At 63.7% G+C, this 21,842-nt stretch carries 20 protein-coding genes; 11 read left to right on the top strand and 9 right to left on the bottom strand.

The window, feature by feature from the left end; translation table 11 throughout:
* Positions 1–214 precede the first annotated feature (214 nt).
* Positions 215–1,450 (bottom strand): homocitrate synthase/isopropylmalate synthase family protein, encoded by a 1,236-nt coding sequence (locus BM348_RS11785; RefSeq protein ID WP_175507192.1) that lies wholly within the window; start codon positions 1,448–1,450, stop codon positions 215–217.
* 663 nt (positions 1,451–2,113) lie between these two features.
* On the opposite strand from BM348_RS11785, the gene BM348_RS11780 reads away from it, so the two are divergent.
* The 3 genes from BM348_RS11780 to BM348_RS11770 all read left to right on the top strand — a co-directional run bounded on the left by BM348_RS11780 (position 2,114) and on the right by BM348_RS11770 (position 4,198).
* Positions 2,114–2,569 (top strand): ferritin-like domain-containing protein, encoded by a 456-nt coding sequence (locus tag BM348_RS11780; RefSeq protein WP_092905003.1) that lies wholly within the window; start codon positions 2,114–2,116, stop codon positions 2,567–2,569.
* A gap of 192 nt (positions 2,570–2,761) precedes the next feature.
* Complete coding sequence (locus tag BM348_RS11775) at positions 2,762–3,055, top strand: DUF5779 family protein (RefSeq protein ID WP_092905002.1); 294 nt, start codon at positions 2,762–2,764, stop codon at positions 3,053–3,055.
* Positions 3,056–3,211: 156 nt separating this feature from the next.
* The gene (locus tag BM348_RS11770; protein ID WP_092905001.1) at positions 3,212–4,198 is read left to right on the top strand and encodes a methyl-accepting chemotaxis protein; all 987 of its coding nucleotides are present in this window, start codon (positions 3,212–3,214) and stop codon (positions 4,196–4,198) included.
* A 107-nt stretch (positions 4,199–4,305) separates the two neighbouring features.
* Here the strand turns inward: BM348_RS11770 and BM348_RS11765 are convergent, their stop codons facing one another.
* On the bottom strand, positions 4,306–5,052 hold the full coding sequence (locus tag BM348_RS11765) for a VOC family protein (protein ID WP_092905000.1): 747 nt from the start codon (positions 5,050–5,052) through the stop codon (positions 4,306–4,308).
* 99 nt (positions 5,053–5,151) lie between these two features.
* On the opposite strand from BM348_RS11765, the gene BM348_RS11760 reads away from it, so the two are divergent.
* Together BM348_RS11760 and BM348_RS11755 are read left to right on the top strand one after the other, a co-directional pair.
* A complete protein-coding gene (locus BM348_RS11760) occupies positions 5,152–5,835 on the top strand; it encodes a hypothetical protein (protein WP_092904999.1) in 684 nt (227 codons plus the stop codon).
* A gap of 70 nt (positions 5,836–5,905) precedes the next feature.
* Entirely contained in the window at positions 5,906–6,343 is a 438-nt protein-coding gene (locus tag BM348_RS11755) for a hypothetical protein (RefSeq protein WP_092904998.1), read from the top strand.
* A 16-nt stretch (positions 6,344–6,359) separates the two neighbouring features.
* Here BM348_RS11755 and BM348_RS11750 read toward each other — a convergent pair whose 3' ends face one another.
* The gene (locus BM348_RS11750; protein ID WP_092904997.1) at positions 6,360–6,569 is read right to left on the bottom strand and encodes a ribbon-helix-helix domain-containing protein; all 210 of its coding nucleotides are present in this window, start codon (positions 6,567–6,569) and stop codon (positions 6,360–6,362) included.
* A gap of 167 nt (positions 6,570–6,736) precedes the next feature.
* Between BM348_RS11750 and BM348_RS11745 the strand changes: the two genes are divergently transcribed.
* Entirely contained in the window at positions 6,737–7,066 is a 330-nt protein-coding gene (locus BM348_RS11745) for a DUF5789 family protein (protein ID WP_092904996.1), read from the top strand.
* A 23-nt stretch (positions 7,067–7,089) separates the two neighbouring features.
* On the opposite strand, the gene aglJ is transcribed toward BM348_RS11745, so the two are convergent.
* The 3 genes from aglJ to BM348_RS11730 all read right to left on the bottom strand — a co-directional run bounded on the left by aglJ (position 7,090) and on the right by BM348_RS11730 (position 10,815).
* Positions 7,090–8,094, bottom strand: coding sequence for an S-layer glycoprotein N-glycosyltransferase AglJ (gene aglJ, locus BM348_RS11740; protein WP_092905562.1), 1,005 nt, complete (start codon positions 8,092–8,094; stop codon positions 7,090–7,092).
* Positions 8,095–8,241: 147 nt separating this feature from the next.
* The gene (gene aglM, locus BM348_RS11735; protein WP_092904995.1) at positions 8,242–9,531 is read right to left on the bottom strand and encodes a UDP-glucose 6-dehydrogenase AglM; all 1,290 of its coding nucleotides are present in this window, start codon (positions 9,529–9,531) and stop codon (positions 8,242–8,244) included.
* 51 nt (positions 9,532–9,582) lie between these two features.
* The gene (locus BM348_RS11730) at positions 9,583–10,815 is read right to left on the bottom strand and encodes an MFS transporter (protein WP_092904994.1); all 1,233 of its coding nucleotides are present in this window, start codon (positions 10,813–10,815) and stop codon (positions 9,583–9,585) included.
* A gap of 224 nt (positions 10,816–11,039) precedes the next feature.
* Between BM348_RS11730 and BM348_RS11725 the strand changes: the two genes are divergently transcribed.
* The 4 genes from BM348_RS11725 (at position 11,040) to BM348_RS11710 (ending at position 17,431) form a co-directional block, all read left to right on the top strand.
* Entirely contained in the window at positions 11,040–12,770 is a 1,731-nt protein-coding gene (locus tag BM348_RS11725) for a M14 family zinc carboxypeptidase (protein WP_092904993.1), read from the top strand.
* 197 nt (positions 12,771–12,967) lie between these two features.
* On the top strand, positions 12,968–13,987 hold the full coding sequence (locus BM348_RS11720) for a TAXI family TRAP transporter solute-binding subunit (RefSeq protein WP_092904992.1): 1,020 nt from the start codon (positions 12,968–12,970) through the stop codon (positions 13,985–13,987).
* A 45-nt stretch (positions 13,988–14,032) separates the two neighbouring features.
* Positions 14,033–14,704: a DUF1850 domain-containing protein gene (locus BM348_RS11715; protein WP_394328094.1), complete on the top strand. Its 672-nt coding sequence runs from the start codon at positions 14,033–14,035 to the stop codon at positions 14,702–14,704.
* Between the two features lie 9 nt (positions 14,705–14,713).
* Positions 14,714–17,431: a TRAP transporter permease gene (locus BM348_RS11710; protein ID WP_092904991.1), complete on the top strand. Its 2,718-nt coding sequence runs from the start codon at positions 14,714–14,716 to the stop codon at positions 17,429–17,431.
* Between the two features lie 48 nt (positions 17,432–17,479).
* On the opposite strand, the gene BM348_RS11705 is transcribed toward BM348_RS11710, so the two are convergent.
* Positions 17,480–17,893 (bottom strand): Lrp/AsnC family transcriptional regulator, encoded by a 414-nt coding sequence (locus BM348_RS11705; protein ID WP_092904990.1) that lies wholly within the window; start codon positions 17,891–17,893, stop codon positions 17,480–17,482.
* Between the two features lie 99 nt (positions 17,894–17,992).
* Between BM348_RS11705 and carA the strand changes: the two genes are divergently transcribed.
* A complete protein-coding gene (carA, locus tag BM348_RS11700) occupies positions 17,993–19,066 on the top strand; it encodes a glutamine-hydrolyzing carbamoyl-phosphate synthase small subunit (RefSeq protein ID WP_092904989.1) in 1,074 nt (357 codons plus the stop codon).
* A gap of 92 nt (positions 19,067–19,158) precedes the next feature.
* On the opposite strand, the gene BM348_RS11695 is transcribed toward carA, so the two are convergent.
* Together BM348_RS11695 and purH are read right to left on the bottom strand one after the other, a co-directional pair.
* Positions 19,159–19,893, bottom strand: coding sequence for an SIMPL domain-containing protein (locus BM348_RS11695; protein WP_092904988.1), 735 nt, complete (start codon positions 19,891–19,893; stop codon positions 19,159–19,161).
* A gap of 283 nt (positions 19,894–20,176) precedes the next feature.
* The gene (gene purH, locus BM348_RS11690; protein ID WP_092905558.1) at positions 20,177–21,814 is read right to left on the bottom strand and encodes a bifunctional phosphoribosylaminoimidazolecarboxamide formyltransferase/IMP cyclohydrolase; all 1,638 of its coding nucleotides are present in this window, start codon (positions 21,812–21,814) and stop codon (positions 20,177–20,179) included.
* Positions 21,815–21,842 lie beyond the last annotated feature (28 nt).

Raw genomic sequence — 21,842 nt, 5'->3', positions numbered from 1 at the left:
GAACGAGAAGGAGGTGTGTGAGGGGCTAGACGGCCCCTACAATAGCGAACGGAGCGAACACGCCGGTCTCGGCCGCGTCGGCCGACCGCTGTGGGCGTGATCTCATTACCTCGAGTATTGCACCTTCGACTATCATAACTCTTGTGCGTTTCACTCGAGTCGGTCTGGTGGCGTAGCCGGTGCTCGAGAACGCTTGCAAACGGGGAGAACATCCCTAGGCGCGCACCTCCTCTCTTTCCTGTGTGCGCTCGACGTCGGCCTCCTCGGCGAAGCGCTCTAAGTCGCTGACGGTGACGCGGCGCTTTTCGGCGCCGTAGTCTTTGACCCGTCGGGTGACCGCGCGAACCTGCTCGTCGGTGGGATCGAACCCGCGTTCGTGCAGGCGCTCGCGGACGGAGTGCGTGCCGGTGTGTTTGCCCATGACCAGTTTGCGTTCGGCTCCGACCATCTCGGGGGTCATGACGCCCGGTTCGAACGTGTCGGAGTTTTCGATCACGCCCGCGGCGTGGATGCCGCTCTCGTGAGAGAAGGCGTTGTCGCCGACGACGGGCTTGTTGCCCGGCGTCTCCATGCCGCTTTTGTCCTCGACGATGTCGGAGAGCTCCGTGATCCGCGTAGTGTCGATACCGGTATCGACCTGGTAGAGGGATTCGACGGACATGACGAACTCCTCGTAGGCGGCGTTGCCCGCCCGCTCGCCGATGGAGTTGACCGATACCTGGGCCTGATCGGCGCCGGCTTCGATGCCGGCGATCGCGTTCGCGGTCGCCAACCCGAAGTCGTCGTGGGTGTGGACGTCGACGCGCGCGTCGGTGTGTGCACATACCTTCTCGATCATCGCCTGGAATCGGCCGGGCGTGGCGACGCCGCAGGTGTCGGGGATGTTGATCCAGTCGGTTCCCGCCTCGGTGACCGCTTCGATCACGTCTATCAGGAACGCCTCGTCGGTTCTCGTCGCGTCCATCGGGGAGAACATACAGGTTGCTCCCGCGTCGACGACGCGCTCGACCGACTCGACTGCGTTCTGTACGACCTGGTCTCGTGTGGCGTGCATCGAATCTTCGATCTGGACGTCGCTCGTGCTCACGAAGACGTGAACCATCTCGACGCCGGAATCTAACGCCGCTTCGATATCCGCATCGACGACGCGGGCTAACCCGCAGGTCGTCGTGTTGGTTGCCGAAGCAATATCCCGGACTGCCTCGAACTCCGCGTCGGAGTTGACGGGGAACCCAGCTTCGATTACGTGGGTGCCCATCTCGTCCAAGATCGAGGCGATCTGGCGCTTGTCGTCGTAAGAGAACGACGTTCCAGGGGACTGTTCGCCATCCCGGAGCGTCGTATCGAAGACTCGAGCAGTTTCGATTTCTTCAGTGGAATCTAACGTGCCCTGGAAGAACTCGACCGCCCTGACTGGTATCAGAGCCGTTGTCTGGTGAAGACATTGTATCCAATTCGACGTGCGACGACGTATATAAAACTACCGCTGTCACTCCTTCTCCGCCGTCTGCCCCAAACGATCAATTCCGAAATTCGTCAAAAATCGCGGGACATCAACGACCTAATATGCATCACTACGTCCTTAGATCATACCGAACTTCTGTGCTGACTCTGGCGTCCCATCCTCGAGAACGGGGTAAATTACGGCGAGTGAACGCCGAATCGATCACGCCGCCGCTCGCGCGCGGTCCCGGAATTAACGTTCGGCCAATAACGCCCGTCTCGACGGGGAGAAATCGAACGATAGTACGCTTTCTCCCGGATACAGTTTCGAACCTATCTCTTGAGAGATTATTACACTATCTATTCTGCCTATGTTATCGATCGCGTCCGTTCCGGTGAGTTCCGCACCGCTCGACGCGCTGCGATTCGCAGGATCACTCGAGTTTCCCTCGAGTGCGAGAACCTGGGGAACGACTCGAGGGCCGACCACCGCCTCGTTTGTTTCGAGGAGCCCCACTGCCGAATCCGGCTCGCCGAGCGGTTGTGGATGATTCGTATCACGTGGGGCCGTTTCCGCTCGTCGCCTCACGGCCGGTGGGTACGCGCGACTGGTTCGTGGGTCCGCGAGCGTGTCAGCATTTTAGTGTCGCTCGTGGTAGCCCCCTCCGCAATGTCATCCGACGAAGTCACAGCCCTGCTCACGGACGCGTACCTCGACGAACTCGAGACGGTGATGAACTACCTGACCAACGCCATCGTGCTCGACGGCGTCCACGCCGAGGAGGTCAAAGCCAGCCTCGAGGAGGACGTCGACGAGGAACTCGAGCACGCACGACTGCTCGGCCAGCGGCTCAAGCAACTCGATCAGTCGCCGCCCGGCTCCGAGCAGTTCGAGGCCCAGCAGTCGTCGCTCCAGCCGCCGGCGGACACGACGAACGTCCAGTCGGTCATCGACGGCGTACTCGAGGCCGAAGACGACGCCATCGAGACGTATCGGTCGCTGCTCGAGGCGGCCCAGTCTGCCAACGACCCGGTGACAGAAGACGTCGCCGTGACGATTCTGTCCGACGAGGAAGCCCACCGATCGGAGTTCCGCGGGTTCGAGAAGGAGTTCCCGATGGACTGAGACCGGTTCGGTAGTGGACTCGCCGTTTTCACCATCGACGTGGCGTTTCCATAACCGACGCGTCGTTTCGATTGTGAGCGATCGCCGTCGCCGATTTCGGCACCCGCCACAGCTTTACGGAGCGTACCGTTCGCTCGCCGAGAGACTTTCGGCGGGGGAACGTTTTTCTCGTCGCGCTTCGACCCAGACCACATGAGCGATTTCGATCTCGACCTGATGGCGGTCGAGGACCACATGGACGAGGAGTTCGACCTCGAGGGAAGCATCGTCCTGGGCGTACTCGACGGCACGACCGACCCCGAGACCTGGGTCGAAGCGATTTCGAACGGTAACGTGCTCGTACTCCGCGGCGAGGGCAACATCAACGAACTCGCCTCGGGGTTCGCGCGAAACGTCAAGGAGTCGGGCGGAAATCTGGTTCACTTCCGCGGATTCTTGATCGTGACCCCGCCCGGAATCGACGTCGACACGAGCCGGCTCGAGTGAGCACCGCCAGCGTCTTTTTCTCCGATGAGAGGGGTCCCGATCACCGGATACCATTCGTGTCCCAGACCCGAAATATGTAATCCAATCACTATCTGAAGGGTTATTTTGGTAATCCGCCAGAACGTACTTATTACGTCGAACGCTCTACGTAGTTGAATGTCGTTCGACACACACGACGATACCCCCGACGCAGGTGATCTTACCGAAGATTTAGATACCGACATCGACGCGGTCGATGAAACGGACATCGATTCGAACATCGAACACGAAGCCGCGACGGAGATCGAATCCGCGATCGGTCGATTGAACCGGAGTACGGCCGAAATCGGCGATCGACTCGAGGAGATTCACGACGAGGCGACGGCACAGTACGATGCGAACATGGAGGTCGCAAGCGAGGCGTCGAACCTCTCGGCGTCGGTCGAGGAAATCGCCTCCTCCTCCGAGGAGGTCGCAGCCGCGAGCGAGAAGGCCCAGGACCTCGCCGAGACCGGCCAGGAGTCCGCGGCTGAGCTCTCGAAGGCCATGGAAGACATTCGAGCTGCCGCGGACGTGGTAACAGAAGACGTCACGGCGATCCGGCGAAGCGTCGAGGAGATCGACAAGGTGGTCGAAGTCATCAACGACATCGCCGACCAGACGAATATCCTGGCGATCAACGCTTCGATCGAGGCCGCGGGTGCAGACGCAAGCGGCGACCGATTCGGCGTCGTCGCCTCGGAGGTGAAGTCGCTGGCTGAGGACTCACAGCGCCGCGCCACCGAAATCGAGGGAATGATCGATGACGTCCAGGCGAACACGGGGACGGCCGTCGAGAACCTCGGTTCGAACAACGAACGCATCGAAGAGGGTATCGAGTCGGTCGAGACGGCCATCGATGTCCTCGAGGAGATTCACGAAACCGTCGACGAAGTTTCGGAGGGAATCGCCCAGGTCGCGGACGCGACCGACCAGCAGGCGGCGAGCACGGAGGAAGTCGCGAGCATGGCCGAGCGCACGGTCGAGAGCGCCGAACGGATCGTCGACGAGACCCGAGAGATTGCCGACGAGGTGCAAACGCAGTCGTCACAGATCTCGGATATCGCACAGACCTTCGAGCGGCTAGAGGACGACCTCGGACCGAACGCCGGCCCGACCGTCTAGATCGACTCTTCTCGAGAGTGTTCTCACATCCTTCAGTTTCTTCGAGTTACCGCGTTCACTTAGTGCGATCCAGACCTTCGAAGCTACCACGTCCCTTCGAACGAATCTCACGCGTCCGCACTCGAGACGAACGTGAGGTGGTGCCCATCTGGGTCACGAACGACAGTCGTCTCCGGGTTTCCGCCGTCGAGTGACTCGAGAGTGTCATTGGCCGACTCGAGGCTGTCACCTGACCGCTGGAGAGGATCGACGCGGTCGGCAATCGCCGTCGCCGCGGCGGTCGGATCCGTGGCGTAGAATCCGAGATCGACGTGGACGCCGCCGCGGGCGTCCGCGATGCCGAGGTGCGGTTCCCACAGTTCGAGGGCGACCGGGCCGTCCATTCGGACCCGCGGTCGCCGGTCGCCGCGATCGACGGTCTCGAACCCCAACTCGGCGTACAGCGACTCCGCGCGCTCGAGCGATTCGACCTCGAGGACGACTTCGAAGATGCCGTCGACGCCCGGACCGTCGACGGCCGATTGGCCGAGTTCGACGCAGTTGCCGTCCGGATCGTCGAGGTACAGGGACTTCGACGACCCGAATTCGGCCTCCTCGAGGTCGTGGTCGTCAGCGAGTCGATCCCACCAGTCGTCGTAGGCGTTGGCGGGAATGGACAGCGCGTAGTGGGTGTGAAGCCCGCCGCGCGGAGTCGTCGTGGGCCGACGAATCAGGAGGTCGCTTTCGCCGGCTTCGAACGCGAGTTCGTCTTCGCGCTCGCGCCGGAGGGTCATCGAGAGGGTCCCCTCATAGAACTCCCGCGCGCGAGCGAGCGATTTCGCCTCGAGTCCGAGCCAGGCGAGGCCGGTCAACATGGGCGTTCCTACGCGCGCCAGTCGCATAGTGGCGTCGCCGCTCTCCGGGAGGGTTCCGCATCTCGTTCATTTAACTGCACGCCGGCCGTACGGGACGGTATGACATCCCGTGTCGACGAACGAGCGGCCGACTTCGAGGTCATCGACCGGTTCGACGGCGGCATCGGGTGGATCGCCCACCCCGACGAGCGAATGCGCCGCGCGAGCCACGCCCTCGAGATCGACGGCGAGGTCTGGGTCATCGATCCCGTCGACGCCGACGGAGTCGACGAGTTGCTCGCGGAGTTCGGCACAGTCGCCGGCGTAGTCACGCTGCTCGATCGCCACAAACGCGACGCGACAGCAGTGGCGAACCGACACGACGTCGAGGTCTACCTCCCCGACTGGTTCGACGGTGTCGCCGAGGATCTCGACGCGCCGATCGTTCGGTTCGGTGCCGAACTCGCGGATACCGGCCTCGAGGCCCACGTGGTGCGAAAGAGTCGGTTCTGGCAAGAAGTCGCGCTGTACGATCCCGCGGACGGGACGCTGATCGTCCCGGAGTCGGTCGGCGGTTCGTCGTACTTTCTGGCCCGCGGCGAACGCCTCGGCGTCCACCCGGCGCTTCGGGCGATTCCCCCGCGCGAGCAACTCGGTGGGTTCGAACCGGATCGGGTACTCGTCGGACACGGATCGGGCGTACTCGAGGACGCAGGCGAAGCGCTCGCGGACGCGCTCGCGGGCTCGCGACGACGAATGCCGTGGCTGTACGGTCGGATAGTCGGAGAACAGCTCCCGATATGAGTCGAATTTTCGAACGATATCCGATTCGGCCGGGGATACAGCTAATTAGCCGCCGCCCGTAGCTGCCCGCGTGGTCTACATCACGCGCGGACTGGTCGACATCCTGCTGGATCTCGCCCGCGACGCTGATCCGAACGGCGTGTCGACCGGCGTGTCGGTCACGCCAGCCGGCGAGCTTCGCGGCGGTGAGGGATTACCGCCCGAGACGCCCGTGTTCACCGACTTCGTGTTACCGCACGTCGGCGATTCCGTCAACGCCGTCTTCGGCGTCGACCTCTCGACGCCGGCCCGACAGTCGCAGGGGCGGTTCAACTCGCATCCGGTTCGCGAACTCGCGGTGACAAGACGGGACGACCTCGCACAGATCATCTTCGTGGCGGTGCCGCCCTGGACCGACGCCGACGATTCGTTCGGCGCGTTCACTCGCCGCGGCGAGCGCCTGCCACTCGAGATCATCGATGCAGAGCCGCCAGCCGAATCGCTCTCGAGTGAGTCGGTTCTCGACTGAGCCGTTTTGGCGGTTCTCACTCGAGGTAGCCGAGCCCTTTGAGCTGCTCGGTGATCTCCTCGAATTCGGCCTCGGTGAGTTGGTCGGCCTGCTGGTGCTGGATGACGATACTTCGCAGCAGGAACCGAACGAGGTCGCTGGTGCTCTGGAAGCTGGTGCCCTCGATCGTTTCGTCGACGCGGTCTGCCAGTTCCTTCGGGATCGAGACGGTGGTGTACTCGGTCATGTCTGAACCCTTCGCCGGAAGCCCCAAAGACGTGTCGCCGCGGTGCGGCGACACCGCGAAAATCCCGTAGTTGGTCGTCGGCCGAACTCGAGACGGGCCGTCTCGCTGGTGCTAATGGGACGACAGTATCCACACCCATTTTTATCCCCGCCTGCCAAGAGGGGTGTATGGGAGTCCGGCCACCATCGAACAACGACGATAACGACCCGGAATCCGTGGAGTTCGGTATCGCTGCTGTCGATGCGCGGCTGCGGCAATCCGACCTCTCGTTTCCGGCGACGGAAGACGGCGTCGCGGCTGCACTTGGCCACGAACAGATCCCCTACGACGTCCAGGGGAACGAGGTCGCACTCGGTGTCATTCTCGAGGACGTCGAACAGTCTCACTTCGAGTCGCGCCAGCAACTGCTCAACGCGTTGCATCCGGTCTTCGAGACCTACCGGCAGGAGCACTCGGGCGGGGTCGTCCAGCAGATGCGATCACTGCTCCCGTTTTGAGGGGGTATATCTGGGCCTCGCTTTCAGTCTTCTCGGTTCGCCTCGCGCGTGATCTGCTCTAGGTGATTTCGCTGTTCGCGGTGGAGCGTGACGATCATATCCGAGAGCACGCCGAACATGAGCAGCTGCACGCCGAGTAAGATGCCGGCGGCCGAAACCATTGCGAGGATTTCGTGGCCGATTCCGTACCAGAGCCACTCTATGAGGACGTACACTGCGAGCAGCCCACCGGACACGATCCCGCCAGCACCCAGGCTTCCGAAGTAAAACAGCGGATTGCTCGTCTTCGCGAGCGAATACAGTGCGAGGATGATCGTGCCACCATCGCGAACGGGATGGAGGTTCGTCTCCGAATCCTCCGGGCGGGCGCTGTAACTGACCGGAACGACCGCTGTCTCGACGTTGTGTTTGACACACTCGACGGCAAGTTCGGTCTCGATCGTAAAGCCGTCCGAGTCGAGCGAGAAACGCTCGAACGAATCGACGGTAAACGCTCGGTAGCCCGAGAGGATATCCTCGTACTCCGCGCCGTGGATGAACGCGAACGCCCGGTTTATCATCCGGTTTCCGAACCCGTTCAGCGCCTTCATGGCGTCGTCGTCCATGTCGGCGAATCGGTTCCCGATGACGTGATCGTACCCATCCGCCAGCGGCTCGAGCATCCGGTCGGCGTCTGCCGGGTCGTACGTGCCGTCGCCGTCGAGCATCAGTACGTACGGTACGTCGACGTGTGCGACGGCTTCGCGCAGGGCCTGTCCCTTCCCGGATCCGGTCTGGACGTGGACGCGAGCACCTCGTTCGCTCGCGATCTCGCGGGTGGCGTCGTCCGAATCTCCGTCGGCGACGAGCACGTTCGTGTAGCCGTGTGCCCGAAACCCGTCGATCACGTCGCCGACAGTCGCGGCTTCGTTGAGCGTCGGGATGAGGATACAGACCTCCTCGGGCGAGATATCGCGGTCTCGTTCATTCATGGCTCCCACCTCGTCGCCGCGAGCGACCGGATCCGCGCGAGCGCCATCGTTTGCCATCGCCATCACGTCCCTGCCGGGAGCGCAAAAGCGTACTGGTCGGCCGCTGAACGCTTCCCGAGCGGTGTACGAACGCGTGGGGCGCTCGAGACCGATCGCGGGTCGACGCCAACCGCCAGCGTCGGGGAACGCGTTCGAGCGACACGACTACCAGGTCAGGCCGTCGTAGACCTCGAGTTCGTCCGCGTCGATGTCGATCCGTCGACCGTCGACGACGACCCGCCGAGCCATGCCGTCGAACGAGAGGTCGTCGAACCCGTCCCAGTCCGTCGCGAGGACGGCGCCGTCCGCTCCCTCGAGCGCCGATTCGGCGGTGTCGGCGTACTCGAGGTCCGGATACCGCTCTCGCACGTTGTCCATCGCGACCGGGTCGTAGGCGACGACGGCCGCACCGGCGGCGCGGAGGTGATCGATGACGTCGAGCGACCTGGACTTGCGGATGTCGTCCGTGTTCGGTTTGAACGACAGCCCGAGGACGGCGATCCGCGCACCCTCGAGGGGGACGTGCTCTGCGAGCGCGTCGACGAGTCGACGCGGCTGTCGGTCGTTGACGGCGACGACGGCGTCGAGCAGTTCGGGTTCGTATCCCTGTTCGCGCGCGCCCGCCCGAAGCGCGTTGACATCCTTGGGGAAACAGGAGCCGCCCCAGCCCAGACCCGAGCGCATGAACCGCTTGGAGATCCGGTCGTCGAGACCGACCGCCTCGAGGACCTCGTAGGCGTCCGCGCCGTACTCCTTCGCGACGTTTCCGAGTTCGTTGACCAGCGAGATCTTCGAGGCGAGGAAGGCGTTGTTCGCGTACTTGATGAGCTCTGCCTCGCGGATATCCGTCTCGACCAGGTCGGTCTCCTCGCGCTCGAGGATCGGCGCGTAGACCTCCCGAAGCGTCGCCGTGGCGGCGTCATTGGCAGTTCCGAACACGACCTTGTCCGGCTCGAGGAAGTCGGTGACGGCGGTACTCATACGGAGGAATTCGGGGTTCATCGCGAAGGAGATTCGCTCATCAGCGCCCGAATCGGCCGCGTCGACGACGGTGGGCGCGACGACCTCCTCGGTGGTACCCGGGAGGACCGTGCTCTTGACGACGACGAGGTGGTCGTCGGATTTCTCGGCGAGCGCCTCGCCGAGCGATTCGGCGCCGGCCTCCATGACGGCCAGATCGAGGCTGCCGTCGTCGGCCTGGGGCGTCGGGAGACAGAGGAAGGTCACGTCGGTTTCACGGACCGCGTCGTAGTCGGTCGTCGCTCGGAGTCGCGAGCCGGCGTGTTCCGCGATTCGCTCCTGTAACCCCGGTTCGTGGATCGGCGCGGTGCCGGCGTTGATCGACTCGACGATATCCTCGTCGATTTCGACGTTGATTACGTCGTGACCGACGTCCGCGAGACAGGCGGCGATCGTCGTCCCGACGTAGCCGCTTCCGATGATAGAGATCTGCATGCGTGTGCGAACGACCGGTGAACGTTAGTCACTTTTGGGTTCACCGGACTGTCACTCTCCCGCCTGTGCTCGAGGCATCAACACCGTCAGGAGCGTGCTCAGTCCGACGATCCCCGCCAGGAGCACGTACCCCTCGTCGAAATAGCCGTTCTCGGCGACGAAACCGAAGAGCACGGGTCCCGTCGCGCCCAACATCGCGGCGCTCGAGCGGACGAGCCCCAGCCCAGTCCCCTGTATGTCCGCCGGAATCGCTTCGGCGAGGTACGACTGCGTGATCGCGCCCGATCCGAGCATCGTGCTGACGAGAACGGTCACGCCGGCCAGCGTCCAGAACCCCTCGACCGTTGGCAGAAGGGCGAGTCCGGCGATCGAACCGGCCAAGACGATGGGCAGGGACTTACGGAGGCCGATCGTATCGTACGCCACGCCGGCGGCTGGTTTGGCGACGACGCCGACCGCGAAAAACAGCCCGAACAGCGTGCCCGCGGCCGTCTTCGAGAGCCCTTTCTGATCGACCAGATACGTGGGATAGAACGCCGAAAACGTTTGCAAGACGAAGATGAACAGGAACAGGATCACCCCGACGACGAGGAACTTCCGCTGGAGCAGTTCTCCCAGGAGGTACAGGACGTAATCGACGTAGCTGGCGTACTCGTGCGAGGCCTCCTCGTCGTTCTGACTCTCGAACTGGCGGTTGGGCAGCGTCACCCAAATGACGCCCGCGGTGAGACACAAGACGGGGAGGACGAACCCGAGACCGAGGTGCCAAGCGAAGCCGACCGCGAGGACGCTCGCGATCGGAGGAAGAATCGTCTGTCCGATGTCTCCCGACGCCATAGTCACGCCGAGTGCGCGCCCGATTCGATCCGGATAGAGCCTCGAGAGGATCGTGATTCGCGCAATCGGGTACTGCGAGAGCCCGAGACCGACAGCGCCGGTCGCGGCGAAGAGCGCGAGTGCTGTCGGCGCGAGGAGGACGAGACCGACGCCCGCGACGACGAGCGAGACGCTTGCGGTCAGCATCGTTCGTTCTCCGAATCGGTCGGCGAGAACGCCACCCGGCAACTGGCCGATCGCATAGCAGAGCCAGACGACGGTGACGAGCAATCCGGCGGTCGTATGCGTCAGTCCGAACTCGTCGCTAAAATCCGGGAGCAACACCGGGTAGATCATTCGAGTTCCGTTTAGCAGTCCCCATCCGAGCGCGATGGCGATCAACGATTTGCCGGTGCCTCCCGCCCAGAGCTCGCTCGCTTCACGACGGATCGATAGCAGACGACTCATCGAGTTCAGTTACTAGACGTTCCCGCTCGGCGATGAAACCGCTTCCGCTCCGGCACCGCCCCACTCCCCCCTCTCGAATCGGTGGTGTCGCGCTTTCACCGTGTATAACTCACGGAGATGGTAGAAAAATCTCCTGCCACCGGAGATAATATTCTAGATATATAGTTTATCATAATGTGAAAAAGATACGGGTTTTAACCCGTCTATGGGTGTCCCTCTCATACATGCGACGACGAACTGCACTCGCATGGCTCGGTACGGCAGCGGTCGGCGGATCGCTCGCGTCAACGATCGGTGAAGCGTCGCCCGAGGACATGACGTTCGGCCGGTCGTGGCCCGACGACGAGGAGTCGCTCGAGGCGTTTCACGACTACGAGGAGTTGATGGACGAGCTTCGTTGGCTCGAGGAACGGACGCTCGGCTCGATCTCGATTCGTTCCATCGGCACGTCCAATCAGGGACGTTCGATTCCGATGGCCAGCGCCGGAAAAGGCGACATCGACGTACTGCTCTGTAGCCAGCAACACGGTCACGAGCCGACCGGAACCGAAACGCTCCTCAGACTGTTGAAACGGCTCTCCGCGGAGTACGGCCACGGCGGTCCGCTGCTCCAGGCGCTCGAGGAAGTGACCGTTCACGCCGTCGTGCGGGCCAACCCCGACGGGGGCGAGCCCGACGTGTTTACACGGTTCAACGTCGACGAGGACGCGCCGTTTCGCGATCCCGACGAGGGACTCTACACCGCCTACTCGCAGGCGGGGATCGGCTGGGATATAAATCGGTACCACTGGTTCGACTGGACCGAAAGCGAACTGTATCAGAATCGTCCCGAGGAGTACCCGGAGAACCCGGTTCCCGAGGCGCAGGCGATCGTCGACGTCGTCGAGGAGCTCGACCCGCTCTGGATGGTCGATATGCACAACCAACTCACCTACAGGACCGACGACGGCGACATCGTCTCGAACTCGGTGTACTGGCCGACCCACGAGGACGTCCCGGACGAGACGAGACGGCTCGGGAAACGACTCTGTCGGGCGGCGTTCGAGGAGGCGGACCGCTTCGGTAACGCGACGGTCACCAGCTATCCGGGCGGAAACCAACTCGGCATCGCGCGAAACAGCCACGGCGTCGCGGGCGTCGCCTGTATGCTACTCGAGACGCGCGGGCACATGGGTCAGGAGGCGCTCGGACGGCGAATTCGAAACGAGTTCGCCATCGTGACGCGCTTGATCGAGGCCACGGCGGACGGGTCGCTGTTCGAGATCGATCCGGCGCTCGCCGAGGACATCCCCGAACGGGGCGAGCGGTACAACACGGACCTCCCGCCGACGGACGTCCCGATGGATCAGTGGGTGGACGCGTCGGTGTCGACGGCCATGATCGACTGGGAGATCCTCAACGACGCGGTCGCGTGTTCGGTCGACGGCCGCTTTCTCGAGCGGCTCCCCGTCGATGTCGGCGGAACCCTCCTCGTACGGAACGACGTGAACGACCAGGTCCGCCCGTACCACGTCGCCCGCACTCACGACGAGGGTGGGGCACGGGCCGTCAGAATCGGAGCGAACGCTCGAGAGCGGTTCTACGAACCCGGCGACAACGTTCCGACGAGATTCGATTCGGCCGTTCGCGGGTACGATCCGGATCCGTGGGCACTGCTGGAAGTGCGACCGGCCCAGCTCGAGTGGGAGATCCTCAACGACGCGGAGGCGTGTTCGATCGAAGAATCCTTCCTCACAGATCTGCCCGTATCGGTCGGCGACCGAATCCGCCTGCAGAACAACGATACCGAGCGTGAACGGACGTTCACGGTCGCCAGGACTCACCACGTCGACGATCCGCACGGCATCGACGACGGAGAACGACGCGTGCGGATGGGACTCGCCGCTCGGAGCCGGTTCTACGAGTCTGACGAGTCGGTCCCCTCGTCGTTCGTCGGCAAAGCCCGACCGGCGTGAGTACGGGCGGATTTCGCCTCCGGTACGCTTCGATGAATTCGGACAATTCGCCTGAAATTCCTGTCTTCGCGGTCTCGAGACGGTTTCGATCGATCAATTTCGTGGGCGCATATGACCGTATTACGCGTCCGTATCTGTCGGCTATAGAAATTGGTGTTGCAAATAACCATCACGGTCTCCCGTTGTACGTCTGCTCCATGGGTCCACGTATCAGACGTCGGGCGTTCATCGCGGCCAGCGGCACGACTGGAATCGCGGCGTTCGCCGGTTGCATCGGTGAAGACGCCCAAGAGCAAGAAGACAATCAAGAGGGCGGCGACGGCGGCGGAGACATCGGCGAAGCCAATCCGGACGCGGACGGTCAGATCCTCTCCTGGCACGCGGGCGGTACGAGCGGAACGTACTACCCGCTCTCGGGTGACTTCAAATCGATCGTCGAAGAACACACGCCGCACGGACTGCAGGTCCAATCGACTGGCGCGAGCGTCGAAAACGTCGGGAGTTTGAGCCGCGAAGACGCCCACTTCGCGCTGATCCAGAACGACATCGCACACTTCGCTGCGACCGGGACGGGCATCGACGAATTCGAGGGGCAGGCGGTCTCGAACATTCGCGGCGTCGCGACGTTGTACCCCGAAACGATACACGTCGTCACGCAGGCGGACTCCGGCGTCGAAAGCATCAGCGACCTCGAGGGTGCGTCGGTCAACACCGGCGACCTGGGCAGCGGAACTCAGGTCAACGCCCTCCAGATACTCGAGACCGCCGGTATCGGGAGTGGCGATTTCGACGAGCAGAACACGAACTTCGCGACGGCGGCCGATCAGCTTCGAGACGGTGACGTCGACGCCTCGTTCGTCGTTGGCGGCTGGCCGGTCGGCTCGGTCGAGGAACTCGCGACGACCGACGACATCTCGCTGATCGAACTCTCCGCGGACCTCAACGAGGAGATTCAATCCGAGGCGGAGTGGTTCGCGAGCGACGTGGTTCCCGCCGGCACCTACGACGGGATCGACGAGGACGTCCACACGGTCTCGGTCCAGGCGATGATCGCCACCCACGAGGGCGTCGACACGGGCATCGTCGAGGAAGTCACCACCGCCATATTCGACAACACGGGCGACATCGGCCAGAAATCGGACTTCATCGACGTCGATTCGGCACAGGACGCGATGCCGATCGACCTCCATCCGGGCGCACAGCGGTACTTCGAGTGATTCGAGCGCCCGCTCCATCGGATCACACCTGAAACCGTCGTAGTGATGATCGGCGATCTTCACTGCGGTAGCGACCGACGAAACGCGCGAACGAACACACAACGAACTGCCTCGATCATGCACACGCTTCGTCGAACCCTCGTCGCGCTCGTCGTTCTCGCGATACTCGTCTCGACGGCGGCGCTCGTCGTCTCCGCGTCGCCCTCGAAGACGCTCGTCGTCACGGACGCCGACACCGGCGAGATGATCCTCGAGACGCCGGTCGAAGACGGCGAGAACGTCACGCTCGCGTACACCCACAGCGTCGAGAAGACGGCGGTTCAGGACGTGTACGTCGTCGACGACGCCGAACTTCGAACCGATCGGATGGTGTTTCGCTCTCACGGGGCCGGGTTGCCCTCCGACGCGGATATCGAGCTGACAGACGAGGGGTTCGTCGTCAGTCCGAACAGATCCTACGAGACGCTCCCCGTCGTCCCCGGATCGATCGCGGGACACGAACTCGTCGTCGACGGTGAGCGGTACGATCTGGTCGAGCGATCCGACGGCCCCGTTCGTATCACGGTTGAGGACCGCACCATCGGCGACCGAATTTCGGGAGTACTCGCTTCGATTGATCGCCCACATGCATCGCTATATGAACCAGCTCTCGAGACGCCCGCTCACCGGCCGTCGGCGGTGGATGGCCCCACGATAGCCGAATTGAACGCGGCGTAGATAGCAACTATGAGTACAGACACCGACGAATCGGAATCGCTCTCGGACGAAGAACAGGCGGAGATCATACAGGAAGTCGAACGCCGTCGAACCCTCCAGGGGATCGCGGTGATCCTCGTCGCCCTCGTCGGGATTTCCTTCTCGGCGTTTCAGCTGTGGCTCGCCGCCCGAAGTTACGAGATCGCTGTGACGCTTCCGGTCGTCGGCGAGTACCAGCTCACGTCGCTCCAGCAACTCCAAGTCAACGCGATCCACGTCACGTTCGCGCTCGTGCTGGCGTTTCTGTTGTTCCCGACGACGCGCGGGGACGGGTTCGTCTCGCGACGTCTCGCGCGCCTCGAGCCGGCGACGCGTGACAGATTCGGCGCTGACGCCGCGGCGACGCGTCTCGTCGAACGGCTCGGCGACGGCGTTCGCTGGGCGGTCGTCGACACCGATATGAACCGGATCACCCCGGTCGATTGCTGTCTGGCCGTGCTCTCGGTGTTGCCCGCCCTCTACATTCTCACGGAGTTCGAAGAAATCCAGACGATCGCGTTCCAGCGGTTCCGGCCGACACGGCCGGTTCAGGAGGTGTATCCGATCCTCGAGCCCGTCGTCACCGTCGTCGCCGCGGCTGGGATCCCGATCGACGGGGTGTCCTACGCGTACCTTCTCGGCGTGCTCGGGCTGTTGTTGGTGCTCGAGGCGACGCGTCGGACCCTCGGCTTCATCCTGATGTCGCTGGTCGGCTTTTTCATCGTCTACGCCAAGTGGGGCCACTTCGTCCCGCGAGATTCGGTGGTCGGCGCGCTGTCGGTCCAGCCCGAAACCTGGACCGAGATCGTCTACAACCTGTGGTACACCGTCGAGGCGGGGGTGTTCTCCACGCCCGTCACCGTCAGCGTTCGCTTCATCTACATCTTCATCCTGTTCGGCGCGTTCCTCGAGATGAGCGGCGCCGGCAAGTGGTTCATCGATCTGGCGTACTCGCTGACCGGCACTCGAAAGGGCGGGCCCGCGAAGGCCAGCACCGTCTCGAGTGGCTTCATGGGGATGCTCTCCGGGTCGTCGATCGCGAACACGGTGACGACCGGCGCGTTCACGATCCCGTTGATGAAACGGTCGGGGTACACGCCGTCGTTCTCGGGCGCGGTCGAGTCCGCTGCGTCCTCGGGCGGACAGATGCTCCCGCCGGTGATGGGCGCGGCCGCATTCCTCATCGTCGAGTTCACGGGGACGCCGTACCCGGACGTAATCATCGCCGCGACGCTGCCCGCCATCGCCTTCTTCTTCGGGATGTGGGTGATGGTCCACTTCGAAGCGATGCGGGCTGGAATCGGCGGTCTCCCGCGAGAGCAGCTTCCGGACCTGCGATCGCACGTCCGAAGCGGGTGGTTCTACCTGGCCCCGCTTGCGCTCCTGTTGTACTTCCTGATCGTCGCCCGCCTGTCGATCAACCGGGCCGGCTGGTACACCATCGTCGCCGTCGTCGCGCTCATCGCGGCCCTGACCGCGTACGACGAGCGGACTCGGCTCCCGCTGTTCGGCGGAATCGCCGCACTCTCGCTGGTTCAATTCGGCGCGTTCGCGGTCTACGGCGGCGGCGTTCTCGAGGCGCTCGGCGCCGTCGCTACCGGTCAGTCTGCCGGCGGGGCGCTCTCGCTCGGAAGTGCGGCCACCGCCGCTGCGGCTGATCTGGGCACGATTACGATCCTCATCAGCGTCGCCGTCATGCTGGCCCGCCCCGGTATTGATTCCCCACTTCTCGAGCTCGACGATTCGGTCGAGACGACGATACAGCGGAGTACGCAGGTTCTCGATCGGCCGGCGCTCGCGAGCAAGGCGTGGTACCGCTTTGGCGGGTTCGTGCTCAAATCGATGGAATCGGGGGCTCGAACGGCGACGACCGTCGTCATCGCCGTCGCCGCCGCGGGCGTTATCCCCGGCGTTATCAGCATCTCAGGGCTCGGGCCGAACCTGGCCGCGCTCATCAGCTCCGTCAGCGGGGATTCGATGTTGCTATTGCTCGTCCTCACCGGCGTCGCGGCGATCATCTTCGGCATGGGGATGCCGACGACGGTCATGTACATCATCCTCGTCGCGATGCTCGAGACGCCGATCGCTCGCGGGACGGGCATCGCGATCCTGGCGGTCCACCTCTACATCCTCTACTTCGGCCTGATGGCGGACGTGACGCCGCCGGTCGCGGTCGCCGCGTTCGCCGGCGCGGGCGTGGCGAAAGCCGACGAGTTCAAGACCGCGACGACCGCGTTCTTGCTGTCGCTTAACAAGATCCTCGTTCCGTTCGCGTTCGTCTTCTCGCCGGGGATCCTCCTGTTACGCGACCAGACGTCCGGGTGGGGCGTCATCGGCTGGTCGGACGTGGTCGACCCCGGCTTTTTCCTCCCGAGCGTCGTGGTCCCCGTGCTCGGGATGTTCCTCGGCGTCTACGCCCTCGGGGCCACGATCATCGGCTACCAGTACTCCCCGGTCGGTCCGACCGCCCGCGGGCTCTACTCGCTCGCCTCTATCCTCCTGATGGTCCCCGAACTGCTCTTGCTGGTCGTCGAGGCGCTGTTGGGACTGGCCGGAATACCGTCGTTCCTGACGATCTTCGCGATAACGTTCCCGCTTCGACTCGTCGGACTGGGGCTACTCGTCGGGCTCTCGCTTCGAAACCGCTCCGGGACGGCGGGCGAAATCGACTCGAGCATCGCCGGAGCGGCGACCGGGGACGCCGACTAGCTCGCGGTGTGGGGCGTCTTGGTGTGAGCCGTCTCCGCCGCTGCGATATCACCCGAGTTCTTCGTCGAGAATGAGCCGCGTCTTCGTGCTTACGACCTCGTCTTGCTCGCGCGCGTTCGTGATGAGTTCGTTGACCCCTCGCGTGTCCGCCGCGTCGACGACGAGCACGATGTCCTGCTCGCCCGACACCTGCCAGACGAAGTCGACTTCCTCCCACTCGGCCATGCGATCGGAGACGTTCGCCGTGTCGACGTCGACCGCGACGCTGACTTCTATCATCGCCTTTACGTTCCCGGTCCGCGTCGAGATCGTAAACCGCTCGATGATCTCCTCGTCCATCATGCGCTCGACGCGGTTGCGAACCGTTCCCTCGCTGGTACCCACCTCGTCGGCTATCTCGGTGTAGGGCGTCCGGGCGTCCCACCGGAGGACGTTCAGGATTCGCCGGTCCAACTCGTCCATGGACGAGAGCTTCGGTCGACTCACACTTACCGATTACGAATTTCGTAACTCAGCTTCGAAGACAACACTTATGATGGTGGCACAAATACGTAGTTCGTAATGACAGCAGCCTACGTAGCACTGGAAGGTGGCCACGTGATCGAGGGCCGTGGTCGTGCTTCGGGAACCGCTCGTGGGGAATTGGTTTTCACGACAGCGTACTCGGGATACGAAGAGAGTCTCACCGATCCCTCCTACGAGGAACAGGTGCTGACCTTTTCGTACCCACTGATCGGTAACTACGGCGTCCGAGAGGAACGCTTCGAGTCCGATCGCGTCCACCCGCGTGCGGTCCTCGCGCGGGAACTCACCGAGGACGTCGCCGAGTGGCTCGAGAGCGAGGGTGTCCCCGCACTCGACCACATCGACACGCGCGAGGTCGTCACCGACATCCGAGACGGCGGCGCGATGAAGTGCGGTATCGCCGTCGGCGAGGACGTCACTCCCGAGGACGCACTCGAGGAACTCGAGGCCTGCAAGGGCATGAGCGAACACACGGAGATCGGCGAGCAGGTAAGCGTCGACGACGCCACCGTTCACGGCGAGGACAACGACGGCGAGACGGTCGCGCTCGTCGACTGCGGCGCGAAGGGCTCGATCGTCTCCTCGCTGCTCGAGCGAGACGCGACGGTCCACGTCCTGCCCCACGACGCGACGGTCGCCGAGGTCGAGGCGATCGACCCCGACGTCCTGTTCATCTCGAACGGGCCGGGTGATCCCGCGAACTTCGAGCAGGCGATCGCGCTCGTCGAGGCGTTCGTCGAAGACACGCCCGTCGCGGGCATCTGTCTCGGCCAGCAGGTCGTCGCCCGCGCGCTCGGCGGCTCGACCGAGAAGATGGACTTCGGCCACCGCGGCGTCAACCAGCCCGTGCTCGACCTCGAGTCCAAGCAGGTGCTCATGACGACCCAGAACCACGGCTACACCGTCGCGGAACCGGGCGAACACCTCGAGGTTTCCCAGATCAACGTCAACGACGACACGCCGGAAGGCCTCGACGGGGTCGAGTACGACATCCTCACCCGTCAGTACCACCCCGAAGCCAACCCCGGCCCGCAGGACTCCCTCGGCTTCTTCGACGACGTGCTCGCGATGGGCGAACAGTCCGCTCGAGCGGTCCCGGCCGACGACTGATCGGATCGTCGCGTCGCAACTGAGTCGTTTTCGTTCGTTTTCCTGAAGTAATTCGTCGAGTAGCCTCGATCCTACGGAAACGAGTAGCGCGCCTACTCGAAGGAGTAGACGACCGTCGCGCTCGCGCGAACGCTGACCGGCCCGGAGTCGATGTCGGTACTCGGTGCACCAGACCCGCTCGATCCGCTGGCGTCCGCACTCGTTTCGTACTGGACCGGTTGCACGTCGACGTTGCTCGTCGAGACCGACTTCGTTCCGGTGAGTTCCACGCCCCGATTGTCGGCGATGTGGGCGGCTTCGTCGTCGGCGTTCTCGAGCGCGTGGTCGATCGCCTCGTCGCGCATCTCTGCCCGTCGCTCGTCGCTCAACTCGAAGCTCACCCTCCCGACGTCGTCGGCACCGGCCTCGACCGACGCGTCGATAATCTCACCGACGCGGTCGACGTCGTCGATTTCGACCTGGAACTGGTGGGTTCCGACGTACCCCGACTCTTCGTAGCGGGTTCGAACCTCGTACCGCCCGGACTCGACGCGATCGTCCGGAATCTCGAGGTCGTCGAAGGTCTCTCGAAGCGTTTCGGCTCGCGTCGCCAGTTCGTCTCTGACCGCCGCCGCGCTGTCGCCCGTCGCTTCGATGCCGACGCTCACTACGGCTTCGTCCGGTTCCGTTTCGACTTCGCCGGCCGCCCTGACTTCGATTTCGCGCCCGCTCGAGTCGGCGTCGTCGCCGGATTGGCCCTCGTCGCCAGTCATGGCGCTGCCGAGGCAGCCTGCGGTAGTCGCGGTCAATCCAGCGGCCGTCGCTGCGAGGAGTCGTCGTCGATCCATATGCACCGATTAGGGCAGTGACACATAGCACCTTCCCAAGCTGAAACGAGCGTTTGAGCTACGAGAGACGGCCGAACGGGATCGCCTGACTTCGTCGCGGCAACTCAGCACCCACGACTCTGTCGCGATAACAGCCCTATAACTTCGTCGCTACGCGCAGTCCCGACAACTCGGTCGCGACGCACAACCTCGATAACTCAGCTCCTATTGCTCAGTCATACCGAAAACAACAGAAGACTCGCTCCGCTCGTCTTCCGAGCTTTCGGCATTCCTTCGCTACCGCTCAGTCATGCCGAAAACTCCGCTTCCCCGTAAACGCCATTGCGATGTCGTGTTCGTCCGCGGCCGCGATCACGTCCTCGTCGTTGACCGACCCGCCGGGCTGGACGACGGCTTCGATGCCGGCTGACGCGGCTTCTTCGATGCCGTCCGGGAACGGGAAGAACGCGTCCGAAGCCATCACGGCTCCTTCGGTGTCCTTACCCTCCGCGTGTTCGTCGGCTTTCATCGCCGCGAGTCGTACCGCGTCGACGCGCGAGACCTGTCCCATGCCGACGCCGACCGTCTCGGTCCCCTCGGTGAACAGGATTCCGTTCGACTTGACGTGTTTGAGCGTCTGCCAGCCGAAGATCATCGACTCGAGCTCCTCGTCGGTCGGCTCGCGCTCGGTGACGACCTCGAGGTCGTCGACCGAGATCGACTGTCGGTCGCGTTCCTGAACGAGCCGACCGCCGACGAGCGGCTTTTCGGTGAAGCGCTCGGTTCGCTCGCCGAGTTCGCCAACGTCCAACACGCGCAGGTTGTCCTTCTCGAAGAGAATCTCGAGGGCGTCCTCGCTGTAACCCGGCGCGACGACGACCTCCTTGAACGAGTCGATGACCTGTGCTGCGGTCTCGGCGTCGCACTCGCGGTTGAGCGCGACGATGCCGCCGAACGCGCTCATCGGGTCCGTCGATAGGGCCTTCTCGTAGGCCTCGGCGAGCGAATCCGCGGTCGCACAGCCCGCGGGATTCGTGTGTTTGATCACCGCGGCGGCCGGCTCGTCGAACTCCTTGATCAGATTGAGCGCGCCGTCGGCGTCGTTGTAGTTGTTGTACGAGAGCGCTTTGGCTCCCTCGTTCAACTGCTCGGCGTGGACGACCGAGGCTTCCTCGCAGGTGTAGTCGGTGTAGACCGCGGCGTCCTGATGGGGGTTCTCCCCGTATCGAAGCGTCTCGAGCCGATCGTTCGAGACGAGGCGGCGACCCGGCAGGCCGTCGTGGTCGTCTCCGGGGGTGGTCGCCACGTCCTCGCCGACGGAAACCGTCCCGCCGTCTTCGTCGACCGCGACCGCGTCCTCGGCGAACCACTTCACCGCCCGCGGGTACGCCCGGAACTCGCCCTCGTAGAGCACCCGGTCGGAGAGCGAATCCTCGTCGTCACCCTCGTAGACCGGGATCGGCTCCTGGGTCACGATGGGGCCAGCGTCGACCTCGCTCTCGACGACGTTGCCCTCGTCGTCAGTCGCGTCGGTGACGACGTGGACCGTACACCCGGTCGTCGAGACGCCGGCCTCGAGCGCGTCGCCCCAGGCATCCGTGCCGGGGAACGACGGTAGCAGCGAGGGATGGACGTTCAGCGTGGTCGGAACCGCATCGAGGAACGTATCCGTCAGTATACGCATGTAGCCGTCGAGACAGACCAGGTCGAACTCGTAGTCGGCAAGCGCCTCGAGGACGGCCTCCTCGTGGTCGGTTCGGCTCATCCCGTCCTCGAGCGGGACGACCTCGGTGGGAATCTCGCGTTCGGCTGCGCCTTCGCGTACTGGGGCGTCCTCGCTAGTGGTGAGGACGACGGACAGTTCCGCGCCGCCCGGCGCGCGATCGGTGATGTTGAGCAGGTTGCGCCCGCGGTTGCCGGCCATCCCGGCGATTCGGATCATACTCGAACCCGCGCTCGCAAACGGGAAA

Origin of the sequence: Halostagnicola kamekurae (assembly GCF_900116205.1) — an archaeon.
GTDB classification, from domain to species: Archaea; Halobacteriota; Halobacteria; order Halobacteriales; family Natrialbaceae; genus Halostagnicola; species Halostagnicola kamekurae.
The sequence above is the reverse complement of the archived record's forward strand: the minus strand, read 5'-3'. Positions and strand labels throughout refer to the sequence as shown.